Raw genomic sequence first — 16,302 nt, 5'->3', positions numbered from 1 at the left:
TTATTCCCCCTCTCCAATAAATATAGTATCTCCATAAGCTTTTTTTAAATTCACTTCATTAAAGACAGATTCTACACTTTCGTGAGCAATTAGATTTCGATTCAAAAGAATAATATTATCAAAATACTTCTTTACCTTGCTTAAATCATGATGCACAATTAGCACTGTTTTTCCCTGATGTTTCAATTCTTTTAACGTATCCATAATTATTCGTTCACTAATTAAGTCTATCCCTACAAATGGTTCATCTAAAAATATAAAATCCGCATTTTGAGCAAGACATCTTGCTAAAAGTACACGTTGAAATTGTCCTCCAGATAATTCTCCTATTTGATGATTAGAATATTCTTCCATATCGACCTTTTCCAAAGCCTTTGAAACTCTTTGCCATTCTGCATTTTTAATTCTTTGAAAAACTTTTATTCCGGCATACGTTCCCATAGATACACATTCTTTTACTTTTATTGGAAAAGTAAAATCAATATCAGCTTTTTGCTCTACATATGCAATCTTTACCAGTTTTTTATTGATATCTTCATTATTAATGGAGACCTCTCCCTGATGAGGGATAATATTTAACATTGCTTTAAGTAATGTAGATTTTCCAGCACCATTTGGACCAATAATACCTGTTAGAGTACCTTCTTGTATTTTTAAAGAAATATCGTTCAATGCTAAAAAATCATTATAACAAACAGTAAGATTTTTCACTTCTAACATAACTTTCTCCTTCTATATGATAATGATTATCACAAATATATGGTATACAAAAAATATATTTTAGTCAAGCCTAAATTTTAAAATTTAGAATTTTTTTCTGTTGCTGAAGATTAGGATGACAGAACTATTTGAAACTACCTGTATAGTAAGTAGTTTTCAAAACAAAAAAAGAGTAAGCGCCCAATAACGAGGTATATTGAAAATCTCCAAAGTCACTCGACTTTGGAGATTCTTTTCTTTATTTACAATTTGCTTGTATAGTTTCTGACCATGGAAAATAAGCTTCTAGAACTGCTTTTTTTGCGAAAGACTCCTCATTGGGTAACTTCTCCAAAAGATAGGTGAGATATTTCTCTGAGTCTAAGCCATTTCGTTTGGCAGTTTCCAAAAGCGAAAGGATGATTGCGCTAGAATTGGCTCCTTCAAAACTTTGAGAGAAAAGCCAATTCTTACGTCCCATGACTAATCCTTTAATCGCACGCTCAGCTCGATTATTGGATAATACTAAGGAACCATCTGTTAAAACTGTTTTAAATGTTTCCTCATATTTTAAGGCATAGGTGATCGCACGGCCTAATTTCGATCCTGGGAGCACTGATTGATTGCGACACCAATCAAAGAACGTTGTCATCAATGGCGCTAAGCTTTCTTTGCGCTTGCACATTCTTTCACCTGAAGGCAGCTCAGCCCAAGATGCTTCTAGTGAAAACATCTGATCACAATAATCTAATGCCTTGCGCCCCAATGACTTCTTATCTACCTGTTTAGGCGTTGCTTCAAAAAATTTTCGGCGCACATGTGCCCAACAACCTACTAACTTTGCCCTAGGTAATTGGCGATACGCTGACCACATATCACAGTGAACATAGCCATCATATTCGCCAAGAAATTCTTGAACTGCTAAGCCGCTTCGGCGTTGATCATGATGATAAAGCGTAATTGGCTGTGTTGCTTGTTTTCCTGAGTAGAGGGCGATTCAAGAATCCGGAAAAATTAGCAAAAACGATTCAAAAAGTCATCCGTTCTTCTTATCGCCTGACCCCTACGCTTGAAACATCCGTTGATATCGTTATGGCCACTCTTGTAGGGCAGATTCGTTCTCTAGAAGCTTCTATCAAGCAACTAGAAAAGGGCATCGAACAAATCGTAAAGGCCCTACTAGAGTATCAATGTCTAACGAGTATTCCTGGTGTCGGTCCTGTCTACGCCGCGGGATTAATCGCTGAAATTGGACAAATACAACGCTTTGAAAATTAAGCAAAACTAGCAAAATACGCTGGATTACATTTGAAAAAAAGTGAATCTGGTAATAATAAATCTGAAAACACACTACTTACGAAACGGGGAAACAGGTTTCTTCGCTATTACTTAATTGAAGCCGCCAATTCTGTAAGAAGACATCTCCCTGAATATAATGAATTTTATCGTAAGAAGTATCAAGAAACACCTAAACACCAACATAAACGTGCTATCGTCTTAACTGCAAGAAAATTTGTTCGTCTGGTGGATACGCTGCTACGTAACCATCAACTCTATACGTCACCAAGGAGCGTGGAGAGTTAGAATAACATGATTCTAGATGCATCTTTCTTGGCAAGAACCTGGTAAAAACGTTTTATTTCGCTAGGTTTATTTAAGTGCGCCATCAATGTGGTTTTATCGTAAAAACTAAATTAAAAATTTTCTTGACTTTAACACCACTATGCTTCAATACTTATCGATCTTCAAGATATGCTTGAATTTGTTGTGCATCTTCAAAAGTTAACTCGCCAGATTCCAATTGTGAAACTAAATTTTCTTTCATATCAACAGGTATCTCCCAATAACCATCGATACATTGAAATAACTCCTCGTCATACTCTTCAAAAATTGGATAGATTCTTAAAAAATCATCAAATGATAAACCTTGGTCCTCATAGTAATCTTTGACTAATCCATTTTTAATTGCCTGTTGGGTCGGTAAACCCGTTTCAGTAATAATTCCTCTCTCTACCATCAAACGATAAAAAGTGCATTTATCTAGCGATTGCTGTGTCGTTTCAAGATAATACTTTAATCCTTCTTCAACTAAAGGTGGGTAAATAATTTCCATTTTGGTTCCCTCCTAAAAGTTATATATTAAACTATTTTGAAGCTCCTTTAATTACTTTCTTTCCATTATAGTACCCTTTTAAAGATACATGATGGCTACGTCTATAATCACCATTCACTTCGTCAAATGAAATTTCTGGTTTTACTACAGTTTGATGAGTTCTTCTTAACCGTTTCTTCGCCTTAGATGTTTTTCTTGCTGGTACTGCCATGATATTTCCTCCTCTTACCAACTCGCTTTTTTTACTCCAGGAATCAAACCTTGATGGGCAAGCTCTCTAAAGTTAATACGGGACATACCAAACTTCCGCATATACCCTCTTGGACGGCCATCCGTCTGATCACGAAGCCTCAGACGATTTGGATTTGAATCTCTTGGCAATTTCGCAAGGGCGGTGCGATCTCCTATGGCTTTTAATTCTTGACGTTTGTCTGCATATTTTTCAATCATTTCCATTTGTTTCTTTGCTTTAGCAATTTTAGACTTTTTTGCCATATACATTTATAATCCTTTCGTTTTGATTTAGATGCCGCAAATCGTAAGCATTACGTTTTGTCATTAACACTATACCAACAAAAATTTCTCTTGTCAACAATAAATGACATGAAATAAAACTCATACCCGTGATGTTAGTTCATTTCAAAATAGCGTAAGTTATTAGCTAGAATAATTTGTTCAATTCGTAACTGTAGTCCGGCTAGGCTTCTAGCTAATGTATGTTCGATGTTAAAGAGACGACACAGTTCAGAAAATCGTGTTTCAATGGTTCGTCTCATGGCCATCAGTTTCCAATCATTATGTTCTTCGGCTCCTGTCATGCTTTTAAGAAATGGCGTCCATAGATGGTAACCTTGTTGTTCTAAGGCCTTCTTGAGTTCACTGCTTAGTTATAGCCTAAATCCCCTAGGATAATCGATTGCTTGCGTCCCTCTAATAGTTCATAAACCACCTTGATATCATGTACAGAGGCTGGTGTGACAACATAGTTCAGAATATAACCAGATAAGGTCACCAGCATATGAACTTTGAAGCCGTAGAAACAAAGATGTTTAGAGGCGTTGTAGCCAATATCGGCTAATCCTTTAAAAATGGTAGCTCTGTGATTGCGAATAGGTTGGCAAAGTGGCAAAGGAAAACTATCTATAATGGCTAGTTTATCAGATGGAAGCATTTCACTCATAGCTTTCCGGATTAATTGGACGAGCCAAATCAATTGTTTTGACCGACGATTGAAACGACTTCTTTCTAGTAGCTGCCCACAAGGAAAGAGGTGGCAGATACTGTAGAAATGACGCTGTGACGTTATGCCTAGTTCAGCCTGTAACAAAAGCAAGACAAGAATTGATTCATCTGAAACTTTGGCTAAACTAACATTACGCCGATGTTTGAAGAAATCGGGGCAATAGTTTTGGTAGAAATGATGACAAATTTGACATAATTGGCGTACATTCCATTGTAAATGATGAGATTTAACGGTATAGTGTAAGTGGCTTATTTGGACTAACCTCCTGTATGTTTCATCCCTTACAGTATAGTCCATTTGGGCTTTTTATTGTATTTTGAAATAAACTAGCACCACGGGTATAATACATATATTTCAATTAAAAATAGTTTGACAATCAAAAGAATTTAGATGATAATAAGAAATCATAAATGAAAATATCAATTGATGACAATAAAGGAGAAATATTATGAGTTTTTTAACTGGTAAAAAAATTGTGGTTATGGGTGTAGCCAATAAAAAAAGCATTGCCTGGGGCTGTGCTCAAGCGTTGATTCAACAAGGTGCTGAAGTCATTTATACTTATCAAAATGAACGAATGGCTAAATCATTGGTCAAATTAGTTGGAGAAGAGCCTTTCATGGTTGAGTGTGATGTCGCTGATGATCAATCCATTCAATCTGCCTTTGAACAAATCAAATCTTATGCTGGTGAAATTCACGGTGTGGTTCATGCGATTGCCTATGCGAATAAAGAAGATTTACAAGGAAAAGTAACAGAAATTTCACGTCAAGGTTATGCATTAGCGCAAGACATTAGCAGTTATTCTTTCATTGCTGTTACGAAATATGCTAAACCTATCCTTGCTGAAAATAGCGGGATTGTAACCTTAACATACTTAGGGGCTGAGCGTGCAGTACCAAATTATAATATGATGGGGATTGCCAAAGCGGCTTTAGAATCGTCTGTACGTTATCTTGCAGCGGAATTATCTCCTGAAAAAATCAGGGTCAATGCTATTTCAGCTGGTGCAATTAAAACACTTGCTGTAACGGGTGTCAAAGATTATCAAAAACTATTACAATTGTCAGAAGATCGTACACCGGATAATGTAGGCGTCACAATTGAAGAAGTCGGCAATGTATGTGCTTTTTTAATGAGTCCCCTTTCAAGTGGCATTATTGGCGAAGTTATATTTGTTGATAAAGGAGTTCATCTATCGTAAAGGTATTATGTAAACTTTATTCTTTACCTTCCCTTTCTTTTGATTTTTACTTTGTTATGATACAATTATTTTAAAGGAGGGATTTTATGTTAGCTACGAATAATGGCTCTGTAGCAGAAACAACAGAAAAACAATTAAATGCCTTACAACGTTGGTGGCATAATATTAATTGGGAGAATATTATTAATACAATTGTTGATAAAGCAATTGGTGTGGTTTTACTCACCCTCTTATTCTTTATCCTTCAGCGTTTGAGTTTCTTTTTACTTGATCGTGTCTATAAACAATATGCCAAAAGATACAGTATGAATGAAAATCGCTTAAACACCTTTAAAACATTGATGCATAATATCATTCAATATACGCTCGGCTTTTTTTACGTTTATAGTTTATTATCTGTTTTAGGTTTTCCAATCGGTTCATTACTTGCAGGTGCCGGAATTGCCGGAATTGCGATCGGTTTAGGTGCACAAGGATTTATGAATGATATTATTACAGGTGCCTTTATTATTATGGAACAACAAATCGATGTAGGGAACTATATTCGCCTACCAAATTTAGGAATAGAAGGCACGGTCATGTCTGTCGGAATACGTACCTTACAATTAAAATCAACAGATGGTACCCTACATTACGTTCCAAATCGTAATATCACTGTCATTAGCAATACCTCACGTGAAAATATGCAAGTATTGGTTGATGTGAGAATTAATCCTAATGAAGGAATCGAGGAAATGAAACAAATTATTACAACGGTGAATCAAGAATTTGCTCAAGTCCATCATGAAGTCATTAAGACGCCACCAAGTATTTTTGGTGTGGTTGACTTAGGAAATAATAATTTTGCGATTCGCAGTATTATGTATGTTTCAAATGGCCAACAATTTAGTATTAAGCAAGCCTATTTAACTGCTTGTATTGATGCCTTAGTACAAAACGGCTACACCATTCCTAATACACCAATTATTACGAAATGAAATAACCGCACATCGCCAAAAGATTAATCGGTGATGTGCGGTTTTGTTTATTGAGCTTTTTTCTGCTCGTTTTTTTCTATTAGATAATATCTACTTTCAATTTCATGTACCATATGATTGACAGATTTGAGTATCGTTTTTCTTGTATAAATGCCTAAAAAAACATTTTCTGCTGTTACATAGGGTAAAAAGGGTTCATTGACCAAACGCCGCAACAAGACTTCTAGCCCTTCGTTTTGATGAATGGTTGTGACATTTACTTCCATTACATCAGCAACCGTTAAACTTTCAAGTAGACTCATATCAAAACCAGTTAAGCCGCTAATTGCGCGCATAATATCTGCTAATGAAAGTAAGCCTACTAAATGATCTTCACTGTCTAATACTGGTATTTTTGAATATCCCACATTTGTAAGGACTAAAAGTGCATGTTCTAATGGATGGGTGTAAAGTACCGTTGCAACATTTTCAGCTTCGATTAAAAAAGTATCTTCTGTTTCAGTTAATAATTCTTTGACGTGTTTACCAATCATTTCATATCCACCTATTTTTCAAATTCAAAAGCTAAATCGGCAATTGGTTGATTTGCACGATTGTAGTACTGAATCTTCCAATGTGTTGGTGTACTTTCAATAATCGCAAAACTACGATGTTGAATTGGACCTCGTGGTAGTAAGATGCTACCAGGATTTAAATATAGTCGATGATTCACCACTTCGCAACCAATTAAGTGGGTATGTCCAAACAATATGATATCAGCATGACTTTGTTCCGCTAAATAAGCAAGTTTTTGTAGTCCCATTCGTACTCCGTAAAGATGACCGTGTGTCACCAAGATTTTATCTTCTGGTGTGGTAATGATTTTAACATCTTCATACCCATTATCGTAATCACAGTTTCCAGCTACGACATGAATCTCTTTCCATAATTCATCATCACTAGACAATTCTGAATCTCCGCAATGTATCACGTAATCTACTTTATCTTTCCATTGTTTGAATACATCGACTACAATTTGACGATCTTGATGGCTATCACTCAGTACAAGATATTTCATAATCATTCTTCCTCTCTATGCTTCTAACCAGGCTTGCCATAATCCATCCAATTTTTTCATCGCTTGACCACGATGTGAAATCTCATTTTTCTCTTCTGGTGTTAATTCAGCAGATGTTTTTTCTAGACCATCAACGATAAATAATGGATCATAGCCAAAACCATTTTCACCTCTAGGAATTCGTGCAATACGTCCGTTCCAAATGCCCTCAACAACGAGCGATTCTTTTTGTGGCGCAGCAAAGACCAAGGTACAATGGAATTGCGCTGTACGATTTTCATCTGCTACGTTGGTTAATTCATGCAGTAATTTGGCATTATTGGAGGCATCACTCTTTTGTTCACCGGCAAAGCGTGCGGAATAAATTCCTGGCATACCTCCAAGTGCATCGACAGTCAAACCAGAATCATCAGCTAATACTGGACATTGAAGGATATTGGCAATTGTTTCCGCCTTTAATCGGGCGTTTTCTTCAAAAGTTTGACCGGTTTCTTGCACTTCAGGTAGTTCAGGAAAATCTTTCATGGTTTTAATTTGATAGCCCGCTTTAGCAAACATTTTTTCAAATTCTTTCGCTTTACCCATATTTCCTGTTGCAATCATAATCGTTTTATCAGCAACAGCATCATTAGCTGTATTCTGTACATATAAAGCTTCTTTTTGATAAGCAATTAAAGATTCGATGGCTTCTTTTCCATAGTGTAATAAGTGATTTAATTGGTCGCCATCAAAGGTAGCTTCCTCTCCTGTCCCTTGAATTTCAACAAAGCGGCCAGATTCAGTCATGACTAAATTCATATCTACTTGGCAGGCAGAATCCTCAATGTAATCCAAGTCGACGGCGTAACTATCATCTTCTAAAATCCCTACACTAATAGCAGCTAGATGTTCTTTAATTGGATTTTCGCTTAGCTCCCCTGTTTGCATCAGTTTATTAATCGCTAATTGTAAAGCAACAAAAGCACCAGTAATACTTGCTGTACGTGTACCTCCGTCTGCTTGAATGACATCACAATCGACAATAATGCTACGTTCTCCAAGTTTTTCTAGATCAACCACCGCACGCAAACTCCGACCAATTAAACGTTGAATTTCCATTGTACGGCCAGATAATTTACCTTTTGAGCTTTCTCGGCGATTTCTAGTATTGGTTGCTCGTGGTAGCATACTATATTCAGCACTTACCCACCCAGTTTCGCTACCACGTAAAAATGGTGGCACACTTTCTTCAATTGTCGCAGAACAAATGACTTGTGTATCTCCAAAAGAAATCACAACCGAGCCTTCTGGATGCTTAAAGACATTTGTTTGAATATCAATTCTTCTTAAATCATTTACTTGACGGCCATCATGACGCATGTAAATTCCCCCTTTATAATTGAATATGTTTGGCTTGAATATCAGGAATATTTAACCAATTTTTAGCAATTTGATTAAAACTTTGTGTTGATCCGGTTGTATAAAATTGACGTGTTGGTGTGGTATTTTCCGGTGAGTTGGCAATATCAAAGTAGTCTAAAAGCATGCTGACCTCTCCGACTGTTTCAACGCCAGAGTCGATTAAAACCACCTCTTTGCCCATTACATTTTGAATAATCGGACGTAGTAAAGGATAATGTGTGCATCCTAAAATCAAGGTGTCGATGTTTTTTTTCGTCATCGGTTGTAGTGTTTGAGCGACAATTTTTTTTGCCACACTTGAATTTGCTTGATTACTTTCTACTATCGGAACAAATCTAGGACACGCTAAACTCACAGGTTGAGCAGTCGGTACTTTAGAAAGAATGGCTTGTTCATAACTGCCACTTTGGATGGTTCCTTGTGTGCCGATAATCCCAATTCGTTGCGATTTTGTATTTTTGACAGCAGCTCTAGTTCCAGGTAAAATCACACCGACAACTGGAATGTCTAATTGTTCCTTAATTTGGGTTAAAGCTGCTGCAGTCGCCGTGTTACAAGCGATTACAAGCATCTTAATATTTTGTTTTAGTAAAAAATAAGTCATTTGCCAAGTAAATTCAATGACTTGTTCTTTTGGACGTGGACCATATGGACAACGCAGATTATCTCCTAAAAAAATAATATTTTCATTTGGTAGTTGTTTTAAAGCTTCCTTAACAACGGTTAGCCCTCCTACTCCTGAATCAATAAAACCAATTGGAGCAGTATTTATCATAAAATAAACTTCCTTTTTTTATATTTTATCCATCCATATTTTCGCTTTTTTTCGCTAAGAATGCAAGTAATTATCTTGAAATCTTAGCAAACCAAAATAAATTTTAATCTTTGCAACTAAAAAGTCATAAACTGGTTGCTAAATCTAGTAAAACAAGGTAGGATAAAACTTGTGAGAATTAGTAGAAAAAGGTGAAAACAATGAATATTATTTTAACTGGTGATCGTCCAACAGGTCAATTGCATTTAGGTCATTATGTTGGTTCTTTAAAAAAACGTGTTGAAATGCAAGCTGATGAAAATAATCAAATGAATATCATGATTGCAGATGTACAAGCTTTAACCGATAATGCCAAAAATCCCGAAAAAGTTTCTAAAAACGTATTAGAAGTTGCCCTTGACTATTTAGCAGTTGGTTTAGATCCAAAACGATCAACCTTATTTATTCAGTCGCAAATTCCACAATTGGCTGAATTGATGATGTATTACATGAATTTAGTTACGGTTGCGCGTGTGAAACGCAATCCCACTGTTAAAAGTGAAATTGAACAAAAGAAATTTGGTGAAAGTGTCCCAACCGGATTTTTTGTTTACCCTATCTCCCAAGCAGCTGATATTACGGCTTTCAAAGCAAATCTAGTACCCGTTGGCGAAGATCAAAAGCCAATGTTAGAACAAACACAAGAAATTGTTCATACCTTTAATAGTACTTATGGTGAAGTTTTAGTCGAACCTAAAGCTGTATTACCTGAAAAAGGAATGGGGCGTTTACCAGGTATCGATGGCAATGGTAAGATGAGTAAGTCTTTAAATAATGGTATTTACTTGGCTGATGATGCGGATACGATTAAGAAAAAAGTCATGTCTATGTACACCGATCCAAATCATATTCACGTTGAAGATCCTGGGCAAGTTGAAGGCAATATGGTCTTTACTTATCTTGATGTATTTGGCAAAGATAAAGCCTATATTGAAGAGCTAAAAGAACATTATCGTCGTGGTGGACTTGGTGATGTGAAAATTAAACGCTACTTAATCGATGTATTAGAAGCTGAATTAGCCCCAATTCGTGCCCGTCGTTTAGAGTTTGCCAAAGACCCACAAGCTGTGATGGAAATGTTGCGACAAGGTAGCTTACAAGCTGAAAAAGTAGCAGCTGCAACCCTTGATGATGTGAAAAAAGCGATGGGTATTCAATATTTTTAATCGATTTACGAGGATTGAAACAAGATCAATCCTCGTTTTTTCATTATCTTAAATTTTCCCAAACGGTAATTAACTTATTAATTTTACAGGGCGCATCTAAACCAAACTCTCTAAGTAACATTTGAACCAGATTTTCATCTAGTTTCTCTTTTTTACCTTCTTTGAAATGAGCAAATACGTGATAAGTCAGTTCATCGCAAAATTCTGGATGACTATGTAACCAGTATTCAACTGCCTTATTTTGATTTTTTTCTTTGGCATAATTTCTTTTATAATAATACCCGGCATAAGCTTTTTTCTTACTTTTATAACCAAATCCTTGGGCATCATCTAATATTTCCCCAGTTGTCACATTTATAATAATGTATCTAGCTTCTCCTCTTTGCGATAATTTTCTTGAATAGACTGCTTGATAATCTACATCATTCATGGTAATCCTCTCCTCTTTTTATGCTCTACTTTATAAATACGCAAAATAGGGAGAAAAGCTTTTTAAAACCATAAAAAAAATCTAGAAAATCAGAAAAATCCTAATTCTCTAGATTACTTTTAAACTTATATTTTACGTAAGCGATAGATACTGATTATCAATGAGCTAAAACATAGTAAAAATGAACCAAAAAAGGCAATTTTCATACCATAAATAAAGAATTCTGGATGTTGATTCAAATAAGTGGTTACCTTATACCCTGCTTTGAGACTCATTGCTTGATAAAGAATAGTGGTTGCTAAACTAATACCGACAACCATCCCAAAGTTTCGCGCAAATGAGTTTAAACTTCCCGCCAGGCCAAGATTTTCTCTTGTGACACTACTCATGACCATTGTGTTATTAGGTGATTGGAATAATGAGTTACCTAGACCTACAAATGCTGTTATCACTGCATAGACAAAAATCGGCGTATGGATATCTAAAAACATGTAACAAATTTGGGTAATTGACAAAATCGTTAATCCAGAAATAACTAAATATTTTGGACCAAATTTGTCCGTTAATAAGCCGCTTAATGGTGAAGCAACGACCATAACGACTGGGAAAACCATCATTAATAATCCTGCCACACTTGGTTTAAGATTTAAAGTACGTTGCAAGTAAAATGGCACAATGACATTAATAAAAAAGTTTGAAGCAAAAATCAAAGTTGCACATAATAAACTGAGGCTGAAGGTTTGATTTTTGAAAATACCAAAAGTAATTAATGGCAATTTTACGCGTTTTTCCACTAAAATAAAGCCTGTAAAAGACAAAATGGCGGCGATGAATAAAATGATTGGTAAAATGCGTGTAAATCCGATCTCTTGTCCGATAAAGATGCCACCAAATAAAGTGATGATAAACAAGGCAAATAAGCCAAATCCTTTTGTATCAATCGGATGACCTGAGCGATGGATATCTTTAGGTAAAACTTTGGTACCTAAGATAAAGGTTAAAATACCGATTGGAATATTAATCCAGAAGATATAGCCCCAGGGTAACTGTCCTAAGATTACCCCACCAATTCCTGGACCAGCGATTGAACCTAGAGAGACAAAAGCACCGATGGATCCTAATGCCCGACCTCTTTCACTCATTGGAAAAACTTCTGTGATAATACCGGTATTGGTGGCCATCGTCATACTTGCACCAATTGCTTGAATAATACGAGCGACTAATAATAGACCTAAAGAATGATTAAAGCCACATAAAAAAGAACCTAACGTAAAAATAATCATCCCTAGACGAAATACTTTAATTTTTCCGATGCTGTCCCCTAATTTTCCAAAAACCAACAAACATGCACAGGCAGTCATTAAATAAATCGAAACTACCCACTCTACTTGGTTCATCGGAATATTTAAATCTTTTGAAATGACGGGTAATGCGATGTTTACAATACTACCATCTAAAGTTGACATGAATGTAAAACTCGCCACTGCAATTAAAATAAGCCAGCGATTTTTTTGAACGATAGGATTGTCCTGATAAGTTGGCAAAACAATCTCCTCCTTTAAATAAAATTTGGCGTAAAGTATCATAACACGAAAAACTAAAAAAAGCGAATAAAACCACTAGCTCAATAAAATGAGAACTAGTGGTCTTAAAATCATTTATCGGATAATCGCTGAGAAGTTTTCAGTTAAGGCTTTGGTTACTTTTTCCATCGCTTTATTCACTTCTTCATCTGTTAAAGTGGCTTCAGGATTTGTAAATGTTAGTGAATAAGCCAATGATTTGAAGCCTAGATCGATATTTTTACCTTGATAGACATCAAAGATAGCTACATCACTTAAGAATCTACCAGCAGCTTGTTTAATGACACTGATAACTTCTTGGTTTGAAATCTTTTCTGATACTAACATCGCAATATCACGTGACATGGATGGGAATTTAGAAACTGGTTTAAAGCTAAACTTGCCAAATGATGCCGCAATTAACGCTTCAACATTTAATTCTGTGACATAAGTTTCTGGAATGTCGTAAGCTTTAGCAGTCGTTGGATGGACTTGGCCAACAAAGCCAATTAATTCTTCCCCTAAGTAGATATAGGCACTTCTACCTGGATGTAAATCCTTCATGTTTTGCGCGCGTTCATATTTAATTTCATCAGCAACACTTAACTTTTCAAATAATTGATCTAAAATACCTTTTGCATGGTAGAAATCAACTTTTTCATTTGCTGTTTGCCAATCTTTAGTCTGCCATTGTCCACTTAAAGCAAAAGCAATATGGTTTTCTTCTAAAGGCAAGTTTTTCTTAGGATTTTCATTTTGATAGAAGACACGACCAACTTCATATAAGGCGATTTGGGTATTTCTTCTAGCTACATTATATTGCACATCATCAAGTAACCCACTGATTAGATTCATGCGTAATACACTACGATCCTCAGTCATTGGCCAGTCTAGACGTGTCACGATGCTATCCTTAAATGTAAATTGTTTAGATTTTTCTTCAGTCGTTAATGCATAACTGATTGCTTCGTTTAATCCATCGCCTTCTAATAAAGTGCGAATTTTTCGTAAAGCTTTTTGCTCAGGAGTTAAGCTTCCTGCAACTGTTTCTCCACTAGGTAGTGTTGAAGGAAGTTGATTGTAACCATATATACGCGCCACTTCTTCAATTAAATCAGCTTCAATGCTGATATCCCAACGTCTTGGTGGCACATTCACTTGATAAGCTGTTTCGTTGCGCTCAAAAGTAAAACCAAGGGCTGTAAAAATTTCATCAACTTGGTCAACTGTTAAATCAGTTCCAAGATATTGATTGATACGTTCTAATTTGACAGCTACTGTTACATCTTTCGCATCCACACTTGAGCCAACTACTGCTCCAGCTAAGACCTCTCCACCTGCTAATTGTTGAATCATCGCAGCGGCAAAGTCACAAGCTTGACTCACAGTTGCACGGTTAATACATTTTTCAAAACGCGCAGATGATTCACTACGTAGATTAAAGGCTTTAGATGCTTTACGAATCGCAATAGGTTCAAATAAAGCAGCTTCTAAGGCAACGGTTGTAGTTGATTCAATAATTTCAGAATCTCTCCCCCCCATGACCCCTGCTAAGGCTACAGGCTCTTTTCCGTTGGTAATAACGATTTGTTCTGGCGTTAGTTCACGTGTTTCGTCATCTAAAGTAACTAGGGTTTCACCAGCTTTCGCACGACGAACAACAATTTCTTGACTATTTAGACGATCGTAGTCAAAAGCATGTAAAGGTTGACCAAATAGCATGAGTACATAGTTTGTTACATCGACAACATTATTAATTGGGCGAATTCCCGCATTCATTAAACGGTTTTGTAGCCATTGAGGACTCGGCGCAATTTTCACATTTTCAATGACACGAATTTGGTAACTTGGGGCATCATTTGTATCTTCTACGCTAACTTTGATTTTATCGCTAGCTAATTGATTACTTTCGACTAACGATAGGTCTTTGAATTGTGGTGTTTGACGATAGATGGCGCCAACTTCATAAGCCACCCCACGCATACTTAAAGCATCTGCACGGTTTGGGGTAATAGATAGTTCTATTAAATCATCATCCATATCTAAATATTTAAAGACTTGATCTCCACAAATGGCGTCTTCAGGTAAGTATTGGATACCTTCAGCATACTCTTTTGGAATGACGTTGTCCGTATAGCCGATTTCTTGTAAGGAACAAATCATACCATTGGAAACTTGGCCACGCATTTTACCTTTTTTAATTTTGACATTTCCAGCAATTCTAGAGCCTGGTAAAGCAACAATCACTTTAATGCCGGCTTTGACATTTGGTGCGCCACAAACGATTTGAGATAATTCTTCTTCACCAATATCTACTTGGCAAATAGATAGATGGTCAGAATCAGGATGTGGCACGCATTCTTTTACTTCACCAACGACAATTTTTTTCAACCCATCCATTGGTCTTGTTACTGCTTCGACTTCGATACCAGTTAATGACATTTGATCGGCTAATTCTTTCGCAGTGACTTTTGATAAATCTAAATATTCGTTTAACCATTTATATGAAACTAACATTCACTTACTCCCCCTTAAACTGACTGATAAAGCGCAAATCATTAAGATAGAAGTTACGGATATCATTGACTCCATAACGTAACATGGCGATGCGGTCTGGTCCTAAACCAAAAGCAAAACCTGAGTAAACTTCAGGATCGATTCCTGACATCTTCAAGACATTTGGATGCACCATACCTGCCCCTAAAATCTCAATCCAACCGGTGTGTTTACATACGGAGCAACCTTCACCACCACATTTGAAGCAACTAACATCGACTTCAACACTTGGTTCAGTAAATGGGAAATAGCTTGGACGTAAACGAATTTTGCGATCTGCACCAAACATTTTTTGCATAACTTCTTCTAATGTTCCTTTTAAATCAGCCATTGTAACATTCTTATCAATCACTAATCCCTCAATTTGATGGAATTGATGAGAGTGAGTCGCATCATCAGTATCACGACGGAATACTTTACCTGGTGAAATCATGCGTAATGCCCCTTTAGAGAAATCGTGTTTTTCCATGGTGCGCGCTTGTACCGGTGAAGTATGGGTACGAATTAAAATTTCATCAGAGATATAAAAAGTATCCTGCATGTCACGAGCTGGGTGATCTTTTGGTAGATTCATGCGTTCAAAGTTATAGTGATCTTGTTCCACTTCGAATCCTTCGACCACTTCGTAACCCATCCCAACAAAGATATCTTCAATTTCTTCAATAATTTGCGTTAATACATGACGCGTCCCTTGTTTCATTGGTTTACCTGGTAAGGTCACATCAATTGTTTCATCTTCTAAAGCTTTTTGTAAGGCTAGTTGTTCTAATAATTCTTTCTTTGCTTCAATTTCTTTCGTGATAATATCACGAATTTCATTGGCAAAACTACCTACTTTCGGACGTTCTTCAGCAGATAAATCTTTCATACCACGTAAAACTTCAGTGATTGGTCCTTTTTTACCTAATGTTTCTACGCGAATTTGGTTCAAACCAGCTAATTCTTTTGTTTCTTCAATTTTAGCCAAAGTCTCATGTTTGAGTGCTTCTAACTTTTCTTGTAAAGACATCAAAATTCCTCCTATAAGTTGAATCTATCAAAAAATATTGATTGAAATGAATATTAGAGCGTTGATAAAAA

General features: G+C 36.2%; 15 protein-coding genes and 3 pseudogenes. 4 read left to right on the top strand and 14 right to left on the bottom strand.

Annotated elements, in window-relative coordinates; genetic code table 11:
• Entirely contained in the window at positions 1-720 is a 720-nt protein-coding gene (locus I567_RS10520) for a metal ABC transporter ATP-binding protein (RefSeq protein ID WP_016252206.1), read from the bottom strand.
• Between the two features lie 238 nt (positions 721-958).
• A pseudogene (gene tnpC / locus I567_RS10515) lies at positions 959-1,684 on the bottom strand (IS66 family transposase); the annotation flags it as partial.
• Here tnpC and I567_RS12690 point away from each other — a divergent pair.
• Positions 1,660-2,283 (top strand): annotated as a pseudogene (locus I567_RS12690) (IS110 family RNA-guided transposase); the annotation flags it as partial. The pseudogenes tnpC and I567_RS12690 sit on opposite strands and share 25 nt — an antisense overlap.
• A 151-nt stretch (positions 2,284-2,434) precedes the next feature.
• Here I567_RS12690 and I567_RS10505 read toward each other — a convergent pair.
• From I567_RS10505 to I567_RS10490, 4 genes and pseudogenes are all read right to left on the bottom strand, one after another.
• Complete coding sequence (locus I567_RS10505; protein WP_016252202.1) at positions 2,435-2,812, bottom strand: hypothetical protein; 378 nt, start codon at positions 2,810-2,812, stop codon at positions 2,435-2,437.
• A gap of 31 nt (positions 2,813-2,843) precedes the next feature.
• Positions 2,844-3,023, bottom strand: coding sequence for a 50S ribosomal protein L32 (rpmF, locus tag I567_RS10500; protein ID WP_016252201.1), 180 nt, complete (start codon positions 3,021-3,023; stop codon positions 2,844-2,846).
• A 14-nt stretch (positions 3,024-3,037) separates the two neighbouring features.
• Positions 3,038-3,307 (bottom strand): 30S ribosomal protein S14, encoded by a 270-nt coding sequence (gene rpsN / locus I567_RS10495; protein WP_034863813.1) that lies wholly within the window; start codon positions 3,305-3,307, stop codon positions 3,038-3,040.
• Positions 3,308-3,441: 134 nt separating this feature from the next.
• Positions 3,442-4,307 (bottom strand): annotated as a pseudogene (locus I567_RS10490) (IS982 family transposase).
• 196 nt (positions 4,308-4,503) lie between these two features.
• Here I567_RS10490 and fabI point away from each other — a divergent pair.
• On the top strand, positions 4,504-5,259 hold the full coding sequence (gene fabI, locus I567_RS10485) for an enoyl-ACP reductase FabI (RefSeq protein ID WP_016252197.1): 756 nt from the start codon (positions 4,504-4,506) through the stop codon (positions 5,257-5,259).
• A gap of 86 nt (positions 5,260-5,345) precedes the next feature.
• Entirely contained in the window at positions 5,346-6,236 is an 891-nt protein-coding gene (locus I567_RS10480) for a mechanosensitive ion channel family protein (protein WP_016252196.1), read from the top strand.
• A 47-nt stretch (positions 6,237-6,283) separates the two neighbouring features.
• Here the strand turns inward: I567_RS10480 and cbpB are convergent, their stop codons facing one another.
• From cbpB to racE, 4 genes are read right to left on the bottom strand one after another with little or no spacing between them, the layout of a single operon-like run.
• On the bottom strand, positions 6,284-6,769 hold the full coding sequence (gene cbpB, locus I567_RS10475; RefSeq protein ID WP_016252195.1) for a cyclic-di-AMP-binding protein CbpB: 486 nt from the start codon (positions 6,767-6,769) through the stop codon (positions 6,284-6,286).
• Positions 6,770-6,780: 11 nt separating this feature from the next.
• The gene (locus I567_RS10470; protein WP_016252194.1) at positions 6,781-7,293 is read right to left on the bottom strand and encodes a metallophosphoesterase; all 513 of its coding nucleotides are present in this window, start codon (positions 7,291-7,293) and stop codon (positions 6,781-6,783) included.
• A 15-nt stretch (positions 7,294-7,308) separates the two neighbouring features.
• A complete protein-coding gene (rph, locus tag I567_RS10465; protein ID WP_016252193.1) occupies positions 7,309-8,652 on the bottom strand; it encodes a ribonuclease PH in 1,344 nt (447 codons plus the stop codon).
• Positions 8,653-8,665: 13 nt separating this feature from the next.
• Positions 8,666-9,469: a glutamate racemase gene (gene racE / locus I567_RS10460; RefSeq protein WP_016252192.1), complete on the bottom strand. Its 804-nt coding sequence runs from the start codon at positions 9,467-9,469 to the stop codon at positions 8,666-8,668.
• A gap of 200 nt (positions 9,470-9,669) precedes the next feature.
• Between racE and trpS the strand changes: the two genes are divergently transcribed.
• Positions 9,670-10,674, top strand: coding sequence for a tryptophan--tRNA ligase (trpS, locus tag I567_RS10455; RefSeq protein WP_016252191.1), 1,005 nt, complete (start codon positions 9,670-9,672; stop codon positions 10,672-10,674).
• A gap of 43 nt (positions 10,675-10,717) precedes the next feature.
• On the opposite strand, the gene I567_RS10450 is transcribed toward trpS, so the two are convergent.
• From I567_RS10450 to pheS, 4 genes are all read right to left on the bottom strand, one after another.
• The gene (locus I567_RS10450; protein ID WP_016252190.1) at positions 10,718-11,104 is read right to left on the bottom strand and encodes a hypothetical protein; all 387 of its coding nucleotides are present in this window, start codon (positions 11,102-11,104) and stop codon (positions 10,718-10,720) included.
• 125 nt (positions 11,105-11,229) lie between these two features.
• Positions 11,230-12,648 carry an MFS transporter gene (locus tag I567_RS10445; protein ID WP_016252189.1) on the bottom strand — a complete coding sequence of 473 codons (1,419 nt, stop codon included), beginning with the start codon at positions 12,646-12,648 and terminating at the stop codon, positions 11,230-11,232.
• A 114-nt stretch (positions 12,649-12,762) separates the two neighbouring features.
• Positions 12,763-15,183, bottom strand: a complete 2,421-nt coding sequence (gene pheT, locus I567_RS10440; RefSeq protein ID WP_016252188.1) for a phenylalanine--tRNA ligase subunit beta — start codon at positions 15,181-15,183, stop codon at positions 12,763-12,765.
• A gap of 4 nt (positions 15,184-15,187) precedes the next feature.
• On the bottom strand, positions 15,188-16,231 hold the full coding sequence (gene pheS / locus I567_RS10435; protein ID WP_016252187.1) for a phenylalanine--tRNA ligase subunit alpha: 1,044 nt from the start codon (positions 16,229-16,231) through the stop codon (positions 15,188-15,190).
• Between the last annotated feature and the right edge of the window lie 71 nt (positions 16,232-16,302).

It is taken from the genome of Enterococcus cecorum DSM 20682 = ATCC 43198 (assembly GCF_000407565.1).
Classification (GTDB): Bacteria; Bacillota; Bacilli; order Lactobacillales; family Enterococcaceae; genus Enterococcus_E; species Enterococcus_E cecorum.
This window is presented reverse-complemented; position numbering and strand designations above follow the sequence as displayed.